Origin of the sequence: Methanosarcina siciliae T4/M, assembly GCF_000970085.1 — an archaeon.
In the GTDB taxonomy this organism is placed as follows: domain Archaea; phylum Halobacteriota; class Methanosarcinia; order Methanosarcinales; family Methanosarcinaceae; genus Methanosarcina; species Methanosarcina siciliae.
Map to the genome: position 1 here is coordinate 3299928 of NZ_CP009506.1, position 17785 is coordinate 3317712.

The window sequence follows — 17785 nt, forward strand, 5'->3', positions numbered from 1 at the left end:
ATTGATCTTGATCAATATTAGTATAAATATACTGATATATATCGTCAAAATAGACTGTTTTTTATATATCCTGTCCTATATATATTTGTACGTGATATTGCTTGAAAGTGGGGGTTAATCTATGAAGGTTAAGTACGTTTTATTAGGAACTTTACTCTTGTTGATTTCAGTAGCAAGCTGCCAGGCCGCATCGGAAGAAATAGCCGATGGAAATGACTCATGGACACTGCTTTTCTCAGGGCAGAAGATAACCGACAACACGTGGAACAACGTCATAAGCCCTGACAGCACCAGGGTTGCATACGTGAATCAGAGCGAAAAGGGTGTTTCGTTAATTGTTGCCGGTCCGGAGGGTAAAACCGAAGGGAAAAGCTATGATTTTATCAGAGATATTGTTTTCAGCCCGGACAGTACACGAGTAGCTTATTTTGCCAGAACCGATGGCAAATGGATTGCGGTCGTTGATGATTCAGAGGGTAAGCAGTACGATGGTATGTTGACTACCGTTATCTTCAGCCCGGACAGCAAGCGGGTTACATACCTGGCTCTAAGCGGAAATCAAACAGCAGTAGTTGTAGACGGGAAGGAAAATCTATACCATGCTGCCGGTGTTCCCAGATTTAGTCCGGACAGCAAACATCTGGCATATGCTATCGACGAAGATGGAGGGTTTGATTCTTCTTATATTATTCTGGACGGTAAGGAGCTAAAGCCTAACGGTGGAGGCTTTGTTTTCAGCCCTGACAGCAATAGATGGGCCTACTCCAGCCATAATCTCTACAAAGGTTCTCCGGTCTACACAGTACTAAATAACAAAATCCTGGAACTGGGAAATAATGGAGCTATATATGGTTTATACTTCAGCCCTGACAGCCAGAGATTTGCCTTCGAGATGCAAAATGGCTCCTCTTTTTATGACCCTCACAGGATAGTTGTTGATGAAGTATATGGAAAAGAGTATCGTGGGATTGGAGAAGTCGTTTTCAGCCCGGACAGCCGGCATGTGGCTTACCGGGCAAAGAGCGAGGAAGAAGGTTATTTTGTAGTGCTTGACGGGATTGAAGGAAAGAAGAACTACAGTGATGTGAGAGAGCCGATATTCAGCCCGGATTCGAATCACACAGCTTACGCTGCCCTCAAAGATGACGGCTGGCATGTGGTGCTGGACGGGAATGAGGGCAGTAACTACTCGGCTGTCCGGGGCCTTACTTTTAGCCCTGACAGCAAACATCTGGCATATGCAGCCAGAGACACCCGAGACGGTAAAGATATGCAATTTGTCGTGGCCGACGGAAAGGAAATGGAGCAGTATCTTCATGATCGGCATCATCAGGGAATACTGTACGGTCCGGTATTCAGCCCGGACGGCAAAGTGGTCTATACCGCTAATGATGGAGGAAAGGCGCAATTCATCGTGGTAGACGGGACCAGAAAACTAAATCCGTGGTCTAGATTTTCCGGATCGGCCCTTGTCTTTGACTCTCCGGATTCGTTCCACTATCTGGGCACAAATGAGACAGGATCGTTTTTAGTGAACGTTAATATCATGGAAAAGCCTGAGGAAGAGGCTTGCAGCTGGAGTGGTATCTGGGATACTAACCATGGGTTCATGGACCTGGAGCAGACAGGCAACAGTGTTACAGGAATATACACTGGCAACCTGCCCTATCAGGATCAGGGTATTCAGGCTATTGCCTCTGACAAAAAGCTTGTAGGGAACTGGTCTTACTCTTCGGGCAAAGCCGAAGGAACCTTTGAGTTTTCCATGGCCGATGACTGTAAATCATTCAGCGGGAAGTGGAAATACGGTTCTGAGGGAGACTGGTCCGGAAACTGGAACGGTACACGTGTTTAAGGTACACGTGTTTAACTTTTTAAAAGGTGGGTTTCTCCCACCCCTTTGTTCTTTTGCCCATGCAGTAATCGAATAAGCAGAGCTTTTTCAAGCATTACATCATCTATAGCAAGCATCACCTGTGCCATGACACCGGCGACAGCAATCGCACTTGTGCGGATTACCGTGATGAAGTGAGATAAAAGAGTTTGAGAATTAATACAAGGATCTCAATTAATGAAGATTTATGCGCAGAATGAGGGAAGCGCATATCGGCATACTCCTATCACATTTTACAATATGTATTATTGATTTTTTGGATAGTTGCTTATTGAATTAGTTATTGTTGAGCTGGAACTGATGCTTGATTATTCTTTTCTGTTACTTCTTTTCTGTTACTGTAAACCTTATAGTGAACTCTGTTCCATTATTCCTTTTTAGCTCAAGTTCTCCGTTCAACTGTTCAACAAGAGAAATTACAAGCTGAAGTCCTAGACTATCAAGATCTTCAATATCCAGATCTTTGGGAACGCCAATGCCGTTGTCTGAGACAAACAGAACATAAGCGGTACTATTACGTTCCTCTATTCCGTATTTTCTATCCTCTGCTCTATGCAATTTAACTTGGATTTCTCCATGATTTCTTCCCTGAAATGCGTATTTGAGAGAGTTTGAAATAAGTTCATTGATGATAATGCCTAATGGAACCGAAGTGTCCATGTCGAAGAAAATGTTTTCTTCTATATCTTTATAAAATCTGGTGCCGTCATTTCCAAGACTATATGTAAGGAAGAGATTATCCGCAAGTTCCTTAATATACTGTGAAAAATTAAGTTTATCAAGCCCTTCATTTCTATGCAATTCTTCATGGATAAGAGCCATTGAAATTACACGATCCTGGCTTTCCCTGAAGGCTTCAAGAACTTCCGAATCCCTAATATCCTCTCTGTCTTTGAACTTTTCAGCCTGTAAATCCAGCAGGGATGAGATTACTTGCAAATTATTCTTAATGCGATGGTGAATCTCTTTTTTACGAGCACTCTCAATATTTACCAGGGCTTCCTCAGCTTCTTTTCGTTTGGTGATATCGGTGTACATGCACAGTGAACCAATGAAATCATCGTCTTTATCAAATAACGGCTTCGCGTTTATAAGTGCCCAAAAAAGTGAACCGTCCTTACACATTAACTTCAATTCATAGCCCTCACTGACACCACATCGCCTTTTTTCCAGGTTCCTTCCGGCGATAGGCTTGCTTTCTTCACAAATAAAATCCATTACCGGTCTACCGATAGTTTCTTCATGAGTGTACCCCATCAGCTCTATAGTTCTTTTATTAGCAAAAGTAATCTTAAATTCAGAATCCATCAAGAATATACCTTCATTTGCTGTCTCAACGATGTTGCGGTACTTTTCCTCACTTTCACGGAGTTGTTCTTCCGCTCTTTTACGTTCAGTAATATCCTGAACTGTTCCCCTCATTCGAATAGGGATGTTACTTTCATCAAAAATAACTTCAGTTTTTGCATGGACTGCCCGCTCAGACCCGTCAGCCAGGACGATTATATAATTAATGTTGAAGGGTTCCCCGTTTAAAGCTTTTTTAAAGGCACCATTCACGTAGTCCCGGTCATTTGGGTGCACATAAGTTAAAAACAGGTCATAAGTCACTTCAAGTTCTTCAGGTTTAAGTCCAAAAATACGATATAACTCATCAGACCAGAGCAATTTATTATTTACAATATCCCAGTTCCAGTTCCCAATATGAGCCATTTGCTGAGCTTCGGCAAGCCCTCTTTCACTTTCTTTCAATGAAGTAAAAGCTATTTCAAGCTCTTCCGTACGTACTTTTACTAAGTTTTCCAAATTGTCAAGAGTTTCCTTAAGCTTTGTCTCAACTTCTTTTCTTTTGGTGACATCAGTGAACATACAAAGAGAGCCGGTGAAATCACCATCCTTATTAAATAACGGTTTAGCGCTTATAAATGCCCAAAAGAGTGAGCCGTCCTTGCACATTAACTTCAATTCATAGATTTCGCTAATACCGTCACGCCTTTTTTCCAGATTCCTTCTAGCGGTAGGTTTGCTCTCTTCACAAATAAAATCCATTACCTGTCTACCAATAATTTCTTCCTGAGCGTACCTCATTAGCTCCGCAGTTCTCTTATTAGCGTAAGTAATATTGAATTCAGCATCCATCAAGAATATGCCTTCATTTGCTGTCTCAACGATGTTACGATATTTTTCTTCACTTTCGCGCAATGCCTTTTCCATCTGTTTGCGATTGGTAATATCCTGAACCGTTCCTCTCATTCGGATAGGTGTGTTATTCTCATCGAAAATAATTTCAGTTTTTGCATGGACTGCACGCTCAGACCCGGCAGTTAGGATGATTCTATAATTAATGTCAAAGGGTTCACCAATTAAGGCTTTTTTAAAGGCTTTATCTACGTAGTTAAGGTCATTTGGGTGCACATAAGTTAAAAACAGGTCATAATTCACTTCAAATTCCTTAGGCTTAAGTCCAAAAATGCGATATAATTCATCAGACCAGAGTAACTTATTAGTTACAATGTTCCAGTTCCAGTTTCCAATATGAGCCATTTGTTGAGCTTCAGCAAGACTTTCTTCACTTTCTTTCAAATAACTGTAAGCCTTCTCAAGCTCTGCCGTTCGCTCTATAATTTTTTCTTCTAAATTATCGTGGGTCTTTCCGGGAGCTTCTTTCGTCTCCCTTTTTTTAGTGATATCTTTGAAAATCAACGCAAGCTTTCCATTTTCAGGGCTAAACACATAGACATCAAGAGACCTGTCTTTGACCTCCATACTCTTGACTTCATAATAAGTCGGTACATCAGAAAGTGCCATATTCCCATATTCCCTTAGCCCTACAGGATCAACATCAGGAAACACTTCAAGTACCGTCTTACCTAATAACTGTTCCTTCTTTAAGCCAGTATAAAGCTCATAAGCAGGATTAAGCTCAAGGAAACGATAATCACAGGGCGTACCGTCCTTATCGTAAATTACTTCTGCAAGGAAGAAGGCATCTGTCATATTTGTGAACAGCATCCGGTAACGCTCTTCACTTTTCCGCATCTCTTCTGCAATCAGCTTGCGCTCTGTGATGTCCCTGATAATCATGACCATTTTCACCTGACCATCCTTATCGGAGAAAAACGTAGTTGATAACTTTCCAGGAAAGATAGTACCATCTTTCCTCCTAAAATTGAGCTCCCCTTTGAACTTTCCGGTTCTGGCTCTTTCAAGGATGAGCTTGAATCCTGGGTCGGATGTGTCTACAACTCCGGATCTCCCAGCCCGTATGATTTCCTCCTCGGTCATCCCGAAAATCCGGCAGGCTTCGGAATTAGCCGCATAAACTGTTCCATCAGGAGAAGTGAGAAGAACGGCATCATTGCTGTTCTCGAAGAGCACTCTGTAAAGTTCTTCGCCATCCCGAAGTTTTTCCTTATTTTTCTGGTCACTTATATCGAATCCAGAGATAGACACACGTTTATCCTCCTGCAGGTGAAACACAGATAATTATACATTTTCTCCATTTTAATTTCCAAGTATATAATATCCATCAAATTATCCTTTGCACATGATCTCTGCTGGGAGGAACACTTCTCCAATACTGCGATTCATTCATACAATTAAATATTACCAGCTTCTATGAGTAAAATCTGAGCAGATAAATATTGATATTACGACGTTCTTATCTTGTAATGATATATTTATAAAAAAGATGTAAATAACTTCTTATTTAAGATTTGTATCATTAATTCATTTTTGAAAAAATACAGACTGTTCTATAACTATCCTTTTCTTACCTGTAACTATCCTTTTCTTACCTGTAACTATCCTTTTCTCACTTCCGGTTAGAGCGCCAGAGGATCCAGAATATCAGACCTCAGGACTGTTTTCTTGCCAGACAACTCGAAACATGATCTTTTTTGATTAGTTTTCAAACCACAAAACTCACAGATTTAAGATTGAACATAACATAGAGAGACGTATTAATAGAGAAAGATTTTTTACATGTAAAATTGTAATATTATATGAAAAGTATGCTCTATTTTGGAAAGTATTGAAATTTAGGAAAATAGCTTACTGAATATGAGTTAATCAAATAGGAGAGAGTTATTTGAACCCAAAATACTTGAAAATGATGATTTTATTGCTTCTTACACTCTGCACCGCAAGTATGGCAGACGCGGAGTCGAGCAGCAAAAACTCAAAAAATGTAGCATTTTTGGACTACACTGAAGGAGGGCACAATGATACCGATTTCAATGCTACCTTTATGTCGGAATGGTGGTATCAGAATGGGGATATGAAGCTTGTTGCAAAGGATGGAGAAAAGAAGAAACTTGCTTTCTTTATCGTAATGGCTCATCAGGAGTCTCCGGAACTCAAAGATGCCTCAGGCACCAATTTGTCATACTTGTCTACATTCTACGGGCTTTATCCCTATGAAGAAAACGCTACTCACAATTTTACCCGGACACTTGTGCCAAGGTCCAGTATTGAAAATTACATCGAGTTTCATGTGCCTTACCTTAACTTCACTTATCCTGATGGCTTAAAGAGATTTTATGGATCAGGAGCCAGAGGATACATGCTGAATTACTCCTTTGATAATATGCAACTAAATTTGTTTTTCAAGCCTCGTGTCAAAAAAACAGTCGATAGTGCCATAGAGCCTGTGAATTTCACCACATATGAATACGCTTACGGAAAGCTCAGAGGCAGTGTGGTGATTGACGGCAAGGAATACAGGGTTATGCAGACTAACGGGTACTTCGACCACATGATCCCCTATACCCATGACCAAGCTACATGGCAAATGGAAATGCATGGGTGGAGCTGGTCGGAAGTTACAACGGATAAATACCAGACAATTTTCTACGGTGTAAGAAGCATGGATGACGGCTATGAGAATTACACATACAAGCATTTGACACTTATAAACAAACATACAGGTAGGATAATAGCAGAATACTTCGGAGACCAGGTCAACGTCGATGAAAAAAACTGGGAGTACGTTGAAGTAAAGGACCGTACCGTGAAAAGACCTTCAAAACTTGAAATCTCGACTCCCGGCCTGGAAATTTCCATGAATGCTCAAAGTGTGGTTCAACTTGATGAAACCTCCCTACCAAGCGGGCAGCCTGTAGGATTTGTCGATTTCATGGCTTTCCAGCCCGATGAAGCAACAATCAAGTACAGGAAAAATCTTGAAATGGGAAGCGCATTCTACGAGTATATGGTAACTGATCCGGGTATATCCTCCTCTTCTCCCGAATAAGCCCTGAGAAGGCGGTGAATAAGATTTCTGGAGTTCCTGTTTGAAGGAACTTTCTTTTTTCCTTTATTTTCTTTTTGATATCCTAAGGGTTATGATTTCAATACGCAAGATAATAAAAATTATTTTATAATTTTAGTCTAAATAACTTGGCTTTTTAGTTTAATGTTAAGCATGTCGTAATTTAAGATAACTTAATTATTTTAAGACACATAATAGATTACAAATCATATTTTATCTATTATTGCCAAAGATACCTATAATTATTATAACCTACTAGTAATTAACATCTAAGTTTAATTATATGTTATTCTAAACTAAACTACCGCTTTTCCTGTGAGTGATTGTAACAATGAGTAAAAATAATGCTTTGCCTTTAAAGAAAAAGAGCCTGAAAGGAATTATGAAAACAGAATTGGAACAATTTCCAGTAAAAAAAGGACTATAGTATCACTTTCATTCTATCCGTCTCGGATAACGGCGTGGAGATTGCTGGAAATCTCGATATTGAAGATCTCGATAGTCTTGGGCTTCAGCTTGTAACTGCTCTTGTCGACCAACTAAATGAAGAACTTGAACTGAAAAGGAATAATGGGACGGAATTCACTATAAGTTTTACAGTTGCAGGTTACGACACCCGTGCCTACAGGACTGAAGGGCTAAAAAACATCAAAGTTTTCGAGGTGGACCACCCTGACACCCAGCGTGTGAAAATAGAGAAGGTCAGGGAGATCTTCGGTTCTCTCCCCGGCCACGTCGCATACGTTTATCTCGACCTGGAATTTGATAAGCTTGGTCAGCGCCTTGCCGAAGGTGGATACAACCGGACCGGAAGGATCCTTTTTGTCATGGGAGGGCTGGTAATGTATCTCCGGCCTGAGACTGTGGATAAGATACTGTCTTTTATCGCGCAGAATTCAGGCAAGGGAAGTACCGTTATTTTCGACTATGGTACCCTCGGATCTGTAAATGCCGGAGAAACTGCACCGGATGCGGGCAAAAACATCCGAAATTTCACTAAAAAACGAGGGGAACCCCTTAAGTTCCTTATCAGAGACGGGGAAGTCGAAACATTTCTTTCCGAAAGAGTATTTTCCAGAATCCTGAACATGGCCAGTGAGGACTATAAAAAGGCATATTTTCACGGTAAAAACGAGAGCCGTGTAGTTAGTAGCGTAATCTCGTTTGCCTATGCGGTGGTCAGGTAAATCAAAAACAACCGAATAAAAAACAGCCTGCTTAGATCTTTCTGATGTTTATGTGAGAAGAGGTGAGCAGACAGTGCAAGGACCGGAAATTTCCACGAATTCAAATGAAACGCACACAAAGAGAAAAGGACCCAGTAAAATGGCTGAGGGAATTACCCTCCACCGAGTCGATGAATCAAATAAGTCCGAAGAAGAACGGATATTTTATGATCCGTATGCCGTTCATTTTGTCAACCCTGCAATCCTGGAATATGCAGCAAAATATCCCGAACAGGCAAAAGCAGCAGTGGAGCAGATGGAGCGTCTTTTCCCGGGTCTCGGCAATTCTATTCGGGCCAGAGTCAGATACTTTGACGATTTTGTCAGGGCAGCAGTCGATGAAGAGCTTCGTCAACTGGTCATCCTTGGCGCGGGATATGATACCAGGGCGTACAGGATTGAAGGGCTGAAAGGGAAAGTCAGGGTTTTCGAAGTGGACCACTAAGATACTCAGAGTGTAAAAATATAAAAGGTCAAAGAAATCTTTGGTTCCCTGCCGGATCACGTTATCTATGTGCCGGTTGATTTCGAAACCGACAACTTTGGCGAAAAGCTTGCTGCGCAGGGATACGACAGGTCGCTGAAAACTCTTTTCCTTCTGGAAGGGCTCATTATATATATTCCTCCTGAGGCCGTTGATGAGACATTATCTTTTATCGCAAAAAATTCGGGAAAAGGCAATGCTATCCTGTTTGATTACTACCCTGAGTCCGTTGTTGACGGGACATGCGAACCGGAAGCGGGGAAAAACATCCGGAATTATACGAAACAACAGGGAGAACCCCATCAGTTCGGGATCAGGGAAGGAATGGTCGAGGCTTTTCTTGTCGAACGGGGATTTTCCGGAGTTCAGAACGTGACTGCTGAGGAGTACAGGAAAATGTACTTCCATGGGATAAATAAAGATAGGGAAGTATGCGATCTTTTATTCTTCGCTCACGCAGTGATCGAATAAATTGAGTTTTTTTCATGCGGCCACTGTGCCGCTTTATGCCCTGTCTGCGCCATAGACCATTCAGGCCTCCCGGTATCCGATCAGATGTTTTGTTTCTTAAGATCAAGACGCTCGATAAAGGCATATCAATTCTTTTCTTTCCAATAACCTTTTATAAAGTGCATGCAATCACGTAGTTTATGATCATATCCCAGGGTAAGACTAAAGTCATACTGCCTGGCCCCAGGAAAAACACAGTTTTTCTGGAGACCCGGGACGTCCTCACCGGAGGCGATGCTGCCAGGCGTGAGACAATCGCAGGTATAGGTATCCACAAGACAACTCAGGCAGCCAATATCCTTTCTCTGTTGAACAGGAAGGGGCTGCCGACTGCATTTATCGAACGCACCTCACCCAACACGCTGCTGTGCTCCCAGTGTGAAATGCTTCCTCTTGAACTGGTTGTACGCCGCTATGCATGGGGCTCATATTTGCAGCGTCATCCGGAGTATGGAAATCAAGAAGGTACAGCTTACCGGTTCGATGAGCCTGTCTGGGAAATTTTTCATAAATTGTCAGTTGTGGGTTTTCCTGTAACCGATAAACCTTATCAAATTGATGAGGAAGCAGCAAGGGAACAATTTTTGCATAATGGAATCTGGCAGGAGGGAGTATATACGGATCCTTACATTAAGGTAGATAAGAACCAGTGGCTTCTCTATCCATCTAAAAAAGAGCTTTCCAAGTCAAAGCCCATCTTGTCAATGAAACCTGCATGCAGCCAGGAAGAGCTTGATTACATAGTGCAAGCGATCATGCTGCCTACGTTCCTTGCCCTTGAAGATGCATGGCGCAAGATCATGACCACATATGGCCCAATGGAGCTTGTGGATTTGAAGATCGAGGTAGGTAGGCGACTTGATAATAATAGGATCGTAATCGCCGATGTCATCGACAACGACAGCTGGCGCATCTGGTCCGGAGGCAATCCCGAAAAACAACTTGACAAACAGTGTTTCAGGGACGGTAACCCACTGGACCAGGTAGCAGAAAATTATGCAACTTTGGCAGGCATGACTGAGGAATTATAAGTTTCAATCCTTGCATCAATAGGATTTTACCCGCGAATTGCATGTTTTGTCCTGAAATAATTTCGCTTTGAAACTTTTTTCCTTTTGTCCATGTTTTCACCACCCAAACAATCTCACTCCTATTCTGAACTTTGCCTCAACTGGTAATCTATTCCAGAATGCTTCCTGTGGCGATTCTAACTGTTCAAGTTTCAAAGCTCCATGAGGCCTCTTGTTATACCACTGTACGAATTCTTCGAATGATTCAAATTCTCCTCTAAACCTTTGATATGTATCGAACCATTCCTCTATTTTCCGTTTGTCTGAGGATGTCTTACCCTTGCAAGTATTGGTTTGATTCCAAGTTCTTCAATGCATCTTTTAAAGTCACTATCCCATGAACCATCCTTATTGATTCTGTGAGCTCCAAATTCACTTCCATGATCCATAATGAGCTCTCTTAAAGGGCATATGTCCCCGTACTCTCTGACGAGTTCATCGATCACTGTAATGGTGTTCTCCGTGTTGCAATGAACGTACTCTCCTCCTGCAATTATCATTCTTGATGAATCATCAAGAATGGCACAGACTTGCAGCCCTAACAGAGGGTTTTCATGCCAATCGATGTGTGCAGCAGACATGCTGTGTTCACGTTCGTATCTACACCATTTTCTTCTATGTTTCTTTTTCCGGTTTTCCTTGGCAAGGTTCATGCTAAGTAGATAGTTATGGATTCTGTTATGAGATATCTTACGATTATATTTGCCTTTGATGAGAATCTCAGTGTTTTATCCCGAAATTATTTCGCGCTAAATTTGTTTTTCAAGCCTCGTGTCGAAAAAACGGTCGATAGTGCCATAGAGCCTGTGAATTTTACCACATATGAATACGCTTACGGAAAGCTCGGAGGCAGTGTGGTGCTTGACGGCAAGGAATACAGGGTTATGCAGACTAACGGGTACTTCGACCACATGATCCCCTATACCCCTGACCAAGCTACATGGCAAATGGAAATGCATGGGTGGAGCTGATCGGAAGTTACAACGGATAAATACCAGACAATTTTCTACGGTGTAAGAAGCATTGATGACGGCTATGAGAATTACACATACAAGCACCTGACCCTTATAAACAAACATAAAGGTAAAATAATCTCAGAATACTTCGGGGACCAGGTTAGTGTCGATGAAGAAGAATGGGTGAACACGATAATAAAGGACCGTACTGTTAAAAGGCCTTCCAAACTTGAAATCTCGACTCCAGACCTGGATATTTCAATAAATGCTCAAAGTGTGGTTCAACTTGATGAGACCTCCCTACCAAATGGACAGTCTGTAGGTTTTGTCGATTTCATGGCTTTCCAGCCCGATGAAACAACAATCAAGTACAGGAAAAATTATCATCATTTGACTCGTAGTAAAAAGTAGACCTTGAGTAAATTACCTACTATCAGTAAATTTACGGGTTTATTAATCTCAAGGGAGCAAGGTGATGTAAAAATGGCACTAGCAGAACGAAGGCAGCGAGAAAAAGAGCAGAGACGTGAGGACATCGTTAATGCTGCTGAAAAACTTTTCTTTTCACGAGGTTACGATAATGTATCAATGGACGAGATTGCAGGTGAAGTTGAGTTAAGTAAGCCTGCATTGTATTATTACTTCAAAGATAAAGAGTCGCTTTTTTTTGCTGTCGTAAATCGTGGAATCAAAATTCTCCGCGCTATGATCACAGAGGAACAAAAAAGTGCGCAGGCTAGTGATATCAAGTTCGGTGAACTGAGCATGGCATCCATTAAGTTTATTCAGGAATACCCTGACTACGCCAGAGCCTGTATTTATTTCCGGTCAGGAAGGTTCGATCTATCGGATGCAAATAGTATGAGTTGCGATGCAAAAGAGATAATTGAGTTTACTGAAGAGATCTACGAGAGTATATTTCTGGCAATAAAGTTCTACATCGAGGACGGGACTTATAGACCTGATGTGAATCCAGCTGTTGCGGTGGTTGTAAGCACCTTTATTACCGACGGTATCGCGAACATAAGTCCCTTTCTAAGAAAATTCATGGAAACTCATGGAGTTACTATGCAGCAACTCTACCTGGAAATTGGCGATCTTGTATACCACATGCTCATGAATACCGGAGAGAAAAGTGAGGATATGTATTCAAGGATGCCAAAATGGAGGAATGATAGATTTGCAACAGACCAAGATAAAGGTTAACTTAAGCGGCATGCCGCTAACTTCTTTAGTGACATTGTATAGTCGTGACATTGTATAGTCGAGCGAAGCTAAGTAAAGACCATGCCTCATTATTCAATGACGTAAAAGCCGTTGAACTCGTCGAAAAAATTGATTGCTGTTTTTCCTTACTTGAGAAATCAGGTGCTGACTTTACATTGTTTGCCAATGCGGCACGCGCAATGCAATTGGACAACAAGGTAAAGGCTTACATCAAAGAGCACCCTCAAGTATCGGTAATTAATCTTGGTGCCGGATTCGAAACGGAATTTTACCGCGTTGACAACGGCACCATTCGCTGGTACGACCTGGACCTTCCCGAACTCATTGAAGTCAGAAAACAGTTGCTTCCGGAAACGGATAGATCAACGTGCATTGCAAAATCTTTTCTTGATCCTAGCTGGTGTCAGGACATTAACACTGAAAATGGCTTATTTATGATTGCTGGCGGACTCTTCCGCTACTTTGGAGAAACAGAAGTACGCCAGTTCTTTTCTTTGCTGGCAGATCGTTTTCCGGGTTGCGAAATCGTTTTTGAAGCCGAATCAGAATCGAGTATTGACGTTGATGAAAGCTGCGGAGCCTATGGCGTAGGATGGAACGATGATGAGCCTGAAAAAAGGGATGCAATGCAAGCGGAGTACATAAAGGCATTTGAGAACGCGTGGAAGATGTTTTTCCCACAGGCTCAAAAAGATATGATGATCGGCGCTCTGACAACATCGACCAGGCCGCAAAGTGCAGAGTTGGATGATTTCGAAACTTGGTGGGACCAGCTCAGTGCACAGGAAAAAGGCGAAGCAATGAGTGATTTCTTCTTTGGCTTCACCTGCAAATGTCCGCTGGAAGATGCAAGCGAAATGGTAGCATGGGATGACCGTATTACTGTTGTAGATCAATTTCCTTTATTCAGAGGTATTCCACGAGATCCCTCATTGAGTTTATCCGTTAGACAATTCATGGATTACACTGATGAGAAAGGGAGGATAAAAATCTTCCATATGCGGCTATGATACTTCAGAAGGTTTGTTTTACCTTCCTTCTTATGTCAGTTTGCTGTATAAACAGATTATTCACAATCTGTATTACATGATCGAGCGAAGATCAGTAAAGAAAACTTGTGCACTGTAAGTGGAACGAATATCCTGAATTATACATAACGACAGGGCTCCTAGTTTGGTATTAAGGGGGGAACGATCGAGACGTTTTTTCTTGAGAGGAGATTTTCCTGAATTCAAAAAGTGACTGCTGAAGAATATAAAAAATGATACTTCCATGGAATGAATAGATATAAGGAAGGATGCAATCTTTATTTCTTTGCCCATGCGGTAATCGAATGAATGAAACTTCACAAGCGAAAGAAACAAAGAAAAGTAATAAGTCCGGCTGATTATATATTCACCTTTAATAGGATTTGATATAATGGCTCAAATTATCGTTGATCAGGATCGCTGCACACGGTGCGGCATTTGTGCAAAGGTGTGCCCGTCAGGTATTATCGATTCGGCTGACGAGGCTAATCTCCCTCAAGTGCAGGAAACAAATGCTTTACGCTGTCTCTACTGTGGACACTGCGAGGTTTTTTGCCCTTCCGAAGCTCTCATTTTGAACCTCCGTCCTGATGAAAAGGTTCCCCTACCTGCCGGTGCAGGCAATATCTCTCAGGAGGACATAGCACTTTACCTAAAGAAACGCAGGTCTGTCCGGTATTTTACCAGTGAGCCCGTGCCAAAGGAGAAAATCCTTGAAGTCCTCGATATTGCCCGTTACGCTGCATCCGGAACCAACGGACAACCGGTGCAGTGGCTGGTTGTCCATGATCCTGAAGAAGTAAAAAAGATTGCCAGGCTTACCATCGAATGGATGAAGACCCTTGTGAACACTCCCCACCCTATGAGCGGGTACGTACCTGCACTTATTGCGGCATGGGAGCAGGGATACGATGTTATCTGCCGGGACGCTCCGCACATGCTTTTCGCCCACATTCCAGAAGAAAGTCCCATTGCACCTGTAGACGCCATCATCGCCCTCACCCATTTCGACCTAGCTGCACCGGCATTCGGGATAGGGACATGCTGGGCGGGCTTTGTTGCGGCAGCTTCCATGTTCTACGAACCTCTCCAGAAGGAACTCAGCCTGCCCCCAGGACGAAAGTTTGCCTATGCAATGATGTTTGGCAATCCGAAGTACAAAGTATACGGAATCCCTCGCAGGAAGCCCCTTGAAGTTGTGTGGAAATAAGATCTGGAACCTGGAATCTTTGAAATTCTTAGATTTATTTAATTTTTTTGAATTTTTGAAGGGACGTTTCAGTCCCTTTTCTTCAAATACTCAGGAGCCTGCGGGATTTTGTGCATCATTCCGTATGACCTGTCCGACGGGTAATACTCAGCTCCAAGTTGAATTTTGCCCGCTGTTTTTTCGTCAGTCATATATTCAACAAATGCAAGTGCCAGATCGATGCCGGCAGAAATGCCCGCCGAGGTCCAGACTTTTCCATCCCGTACGATTCTTTCTTCTATTACCTCCACATCCCCCAATTCCCGCAGCTTCTGCAGGGAAGCCCAGTGGGTAGTAGCTCGTTTGTTTGAGAGCAGCCCGGCGCGGTGAAGGATAAATGTGCCGGTACAGACCGACATTACAGATTTGCAGTTATCAGCCTGCCCGGCAACGAATTCGATAAGAGACGGATTATCAATTTCTCTCTGTGTGCCTTCGCCGCCCGGCACAAGAAGGAAATCAAGTGGAGGACAATCTGCAAAGGTGACGTGAGGATTTACGTACATTCCCTTGCTACAGATCACGGGGGCGGGATTTTCAGCAACCATGAGGCACTTCTCAGGTCCCTGAGCAAATTTGCTCCAGAGCGATATTATTTCCCAGGGGCCGACAAGGTCAAGTTCTTCCAGGTCTGGGAAAATCAAAAACCCGAAGTTCATGTTAGTAAGGTTGGGGATGTTTTGTAAATAATGTTTCTCTTAGTATGAATGTGCTCAATTAGAACTACCCTCTACTTGAATCTGAGCGCCTGAGAATCATTAATTCTGTAGGTCGGATGCTTATGTAGGCTTTTTGCATGCAATGACACCAAGCAAAAAAAACTTAGCATATTACCTTCAGGAGCCTTTCAGGTCTCTCGTAGATCTGGAGTTGTCAGCCTGGTTGAAAGTGGGGTTATGGACAGTAAAGACTTTATCAGGACAGAAAATTACAATCTCAGGATAAAGCCTACAGGAGACAGGAAGATGAAATTAGCCAATTAATTAAGTGGTTTTTGAACGTTTTAATGGAGGAGGAAGCCATCCTCCGAGCTGGTGTTCAACATTATGAGAGGTTACAAAAGAGCTTGATGAAAAAGTTTCTGAATTCCTGTCTTTCCTACAGATCAGAGCCAAACTAAGGTCCGGAAATTACGATGAAGAAGACCTGGACAATGTAAGGACGTATCTCAACTCAAGCATTGATTATATAAAAACCAATCTTGAAAAAATGCGGTATATCCTTGAGCAGTCAAACGGCAATGGTACTGAAGCCAGAATTACCTCCATTGATGAACGGATACGCCAGCTTTAGGAAGAAAAAGAAGCTATTGGAAATGCAGCAGATGTTGAAGAACTCTCAATTGCGGCAAATTCGGCACGTGGCACCTGGAATAATACGAAACCGGTGTTGAGACTGCAGAACTTGAAGCAAAACTTGCTGATTACAACGAACTGATGGATTCAACCAGAGAGAAAAGAAGTAGTGATGCAAACAAAATTTTGAAAAAAATTTTTATTTGAAGAACATCTTTTCCTTATTTTTAATTTTCTGGAGTTCTTCTTCAAGAATCTCTAACCTTGATTCAAGTTCATGCATATCTTTTCTGGTAAAAACATCGGCCTTTGAGATGGTTTCCTGCATCTTGTCAGATATTTTCTTCTCGAGGTCAAACCTCTGCTTCCTGCTCTCTTCAAGCACATCCTGAACAACTTTTTTTCCTTCTTCCTTGCTGATATCCCCTTTGTCGACCAGGTCTTTTACGAGCTCATTTACTCTTTCTTCGGTCATTGCCCACAGGCCGGCCCCTATGAGCCCAAGTTTTCGAACAGATTCTTTCATTATAAGCACTCACCCTGAATCATTAAACTGAAAATAACTTAGCTTGAATGATGATACTTTACTAAAAACTGATAATATATTAAGGCGATGATGTATTAAAAATACTATTGATTAAAAATACTATTGATTAAAAATACTATTGATTAAAAATACTATTGATTAAAAATACTATTGATTAAAAATACTATTGATTAAAAATACCTTAAGTTGAATCATGTCCATAATCATTCAATAAACTGAATAATCACTCATTATATTAAATAATTACAGGGAGCACCCCGTAGATATGGAAAAGATTGATTGCAGAACTATGAACTTGAAGGATTGTGAAGCCGAAAAATTGATCAAGCGGGATTCCCGAACCAGGGGAAGGGTACCCGTATCATTATCGACAGCAGAGCGTTTTCTGCATTCAGCACAAAAAAACCTGGAAATTGAAGAGTATGAGATGGTGCAACTGGCTGCATACTACAGCGCATTTCATAGTGCTAGGGCTTTACTATTTTCAAAAGGCCACACAGAACGGAGACATTCCTCCTGTCGTGGCATCGCACTTAAACATCTATATAATGAAGACCTTACCTTCTAAAACTCATAAACATCTTCGATAAGATGCGTGTCTCTCGTCACAATGTCCAGTATGGTGGAACCTTCGTTACTTTTGAAGAAACCTCATTTTCCATAAGCTTTGCAGAAGAAATGCATCATACTGCCTCTTAAATCCTGCAGTCGTATTAATGGATGTTTTGAAGCGTTTACATGCACTTTGCCGACTATTCTATTGAAGCAAAAGTTACGGCGGCAAGAGAAAATACAGAAAAACTAAGGCAGTCCGCTCTTGCAAAAGCATTTTCAGGCGAACTTGTTGAAACAGAGGTTGGGATTGCAAGAAAAGAAGGCGGGGACTATGAGACGGCAGAGGTTTTGTTTGAGAGGATAAAGGAGGAGAGACGGGGGGTGGGAAGAAAAGATAATTCAGTTGGTTGTTTTTGAATCCAATCTCTTTTTCTTCTTTATTTAGGAAAAAGCTATTCACTCCGCTGCGCTC

15 protein-coding genes and 2 pseudogenes are annotated in these 17785 nt (G+C 41.8%); 13 read left to right on the forward strand and 4 right to left on the reverse strand.

Translation table 11 applies throughout. The features are described from left to right. Positions 1–121: 121 nt before the first annotated feature. Complete coding sequence (locus MSSIT_RS13710; protein ID WP_156158864.1) at positions 122–1855, forward strand: PD40 domain-containing protein; 1734 nt, start codon at positions 122–124, stop codon at positions 1853–1855. 360 nt (positions 1856–2215) lie between these two features. On the opposite strand, the gene MSSIT_RS21360 is transcribed toward MSSIT_RS13710, so the two are convergent. Beyond that, on the reverse strand, positions 2216–5347 hold the full coding sequence (locus tag MSSIT_RS21360; RefSeq protein ID WP_052721657.1) for a PAS domain S-box protein: 3132 nt from the start codon (positions 5345–5347) through the stop codon (positions 2216–2218). A gap of 637 nt (positions 5348–5984) precedes the next feature. Between MSSIT_RS21360 and MSSIT_RS13720 the strand changes: the two genes are divergently transcribed. The 4 genes and pseudogenes from MSSIT_RS13720 (at position 5985) to MSSIT_RS13735 (ending at position 10417) form a co-directional block, all read left to right on the forward strand. Then, positions 5985–7148, forward strand: coding sequence for a hypothetical protein (locus MSSIT_RS13720; RefSeq protein WP_048173079.1), 1164 nt, complete (start codon positions 5985–5987; stop codon positions 7146–7148). Positions 7149–7627: 479 nt separating this feature from the next. Further along, positions 7628–8353 (forward strand): SAM-dependent methyltransferase, encoded by a 726-nt coding sequence (locus MSSIT_RS13725; protein WP_231589834.1) that lies wholly within the window; start codon positions 7628–7630, stop codon positions 8351–8353. 73 nt (positions 8354–8426) lie between these two features. Beyond that, positions 8427–9347 (forward strand): annotated as a pseudogene (locus MSSIT_RS13730) (class I SAM-dependent methyltransferase). Positions 9348–9526: 179 nt separating this feature from the next. Further along, on the forward strand, positions 9527–10417 hold the full coding sequence (locus MSSIT_RS13735; protein ID WP_048173081.1) for a phosphoribosylaminoimidazolesuccinocarboxamide synthase: 891 nt from the start codon (positions 9527–9529) through the stop codon (positions 10415–10417). A 96-nt stretch (positions 10418–10513) separates the two neighbouring features. Here MSSIT_RS13735 and MSSIT_RS13740 read toward each other — a convergent pair. After that, positions 10514–11178, reverse strand: a pseudogene (locus MSSIT_RS13740) (IS481 family transposase); the annotation flags it as partial. Positions 11179–11211: 33 nt separating this feature from the next. Here MSSIT_RS13740 and MSSIT_RS24235 point away from each other — a divergent pair. The 5 genes from MSSIT_RS24235 (at position 11212) to MSSIT_RS13760 (ending at position 14877) form a co-directional block, all read left to right on the forward strand. After that, the gene (locus tag MSSIT_RS24235) at positions 11212–11427 is read left to right on the forward strand and encodes a hypothetical protein (RefSeq protein WP_197080277.1); all 216 of its coding nucleotides are present in this window, start codon (positions 11212–11214) and stop codon (positions 11425–11427) included. A 168-nt stretch (positions 11428–11595) separates the two neighbouring features. After that, entirely contained in the window at positions 11596–11823 is a 228-nt protein-coding gene (locus tag MSSIT_RS24240) for a hypothetical protein (protein ID WP_052721659.1), read from the forward strand. Between the two features lie 72 nt (positions 11824–11895). Further along, the gene (locus tag MSSIT_RS21375) at positions 11896–12618 is read left to right on the forward strand and encodes a TetR/AcrR family transcriptional regulator (protein WP_052721660.1); all 723 of its coding nucleotides are present in this window, start codon (positions 11896–11898) and stop codon (positions 12616–12618) included. Between the two features lie 44 nt (positions 12619–12662). Beyond that, positions 12663–13649, forward strand: coding sequence for a class I SAM-dependent methyltransferase (locus MSSIT_RS21380; protein WP_231589835.1), 987 nt, complete (start codon positions 12663–12665; stop codon positions 13647–13649). A 409-nt stretch (positions 13650–14058) separates the two neighbouring features. Then, positions 14059–14877, forward strand: coding sequence for a nitroreductase family protein (locus tag MSSIT_RS13760; protein WP_048173082.1), 819 nt, complete (start codon positions 14059–14061; stop codon positions 14875–14877). Positions 14878–14945: 68 nt separating this feature from the next. Here MSSIT_RS13760 and MSSIT_RS13765 read toward each other — a convergent pair whose 3' ends face one another. Next, positions 14946–15575, reverse strand: a complete 630-nt coding sequence (locus MSSIT_RS13765; RefSeq protein ID WP_048173085.1) for a DJ-1/PfpI family protein — start codon at positions 15573–15575, stop codon at positions 14946–14948. 142 nt (positions 15576–15717) lie between these two features. On the opposite strand from MSSIT_RS13765, the gene MSSIT_RS25575 reads away from it, so the two are divergent. Next, positions 15718–15861: a hypothetical protein gene (locus tag MSSIT_RS25575; protein WP_261788840.1), complete on the forward strand. Its 144-nt coding sequence runs from the start codon at positions 15718–15720 to the stop codon at positions 15859–15861. Positions 15862–16410: 549 nt separating this feature from the next. Here MSSIT_RS25575 and MSSIT_RS13770 read toward each other — a convergent pair. Continuing rightward, complete coding sequence (locus MSSIT_RS13770) at positions 16411–16737, reverse strand: phasin family protein (RefSeq protein ID WP_048173086.1); 327 nt, start codon at positions 16735–16737, stop codon at positions 16411–16413. Positions 16738–17047: 310 nt separating this feature from the next. Between MSSIT_RS13770 and MSSIT_RS25755 the strand changes: the two genes are divergently transcribed. Together MSSIT_RS25755 and MSSIT_RS13780 are read left to right on the forward strand one after the other, a co-directional pair. Next, on the forward strand, positions 17048–17326 hold the full coding sequence (locus tag MSSIT_RS25755) for a HEPN domain-containing protein (RefSeq protein ID WP_390175987.1): 279 nt from the start codon (positions 17048–17050) through the stop codon (positions 17324–17326). A 170-nt stretch (positions 17327–17496) separates the two neighbouring features. Beyond that, positions 17497–17730, forward strand: coding sequence for a hypothetical protein (locus MSSIT_RS13780; RefSeq protein ID WP_048173088.1), 234 nt, complete (start codon positions 17497–17499; stop codon positions 17728–17730). Positions 17731–17785: the final 55 nt, after the last annotated feature.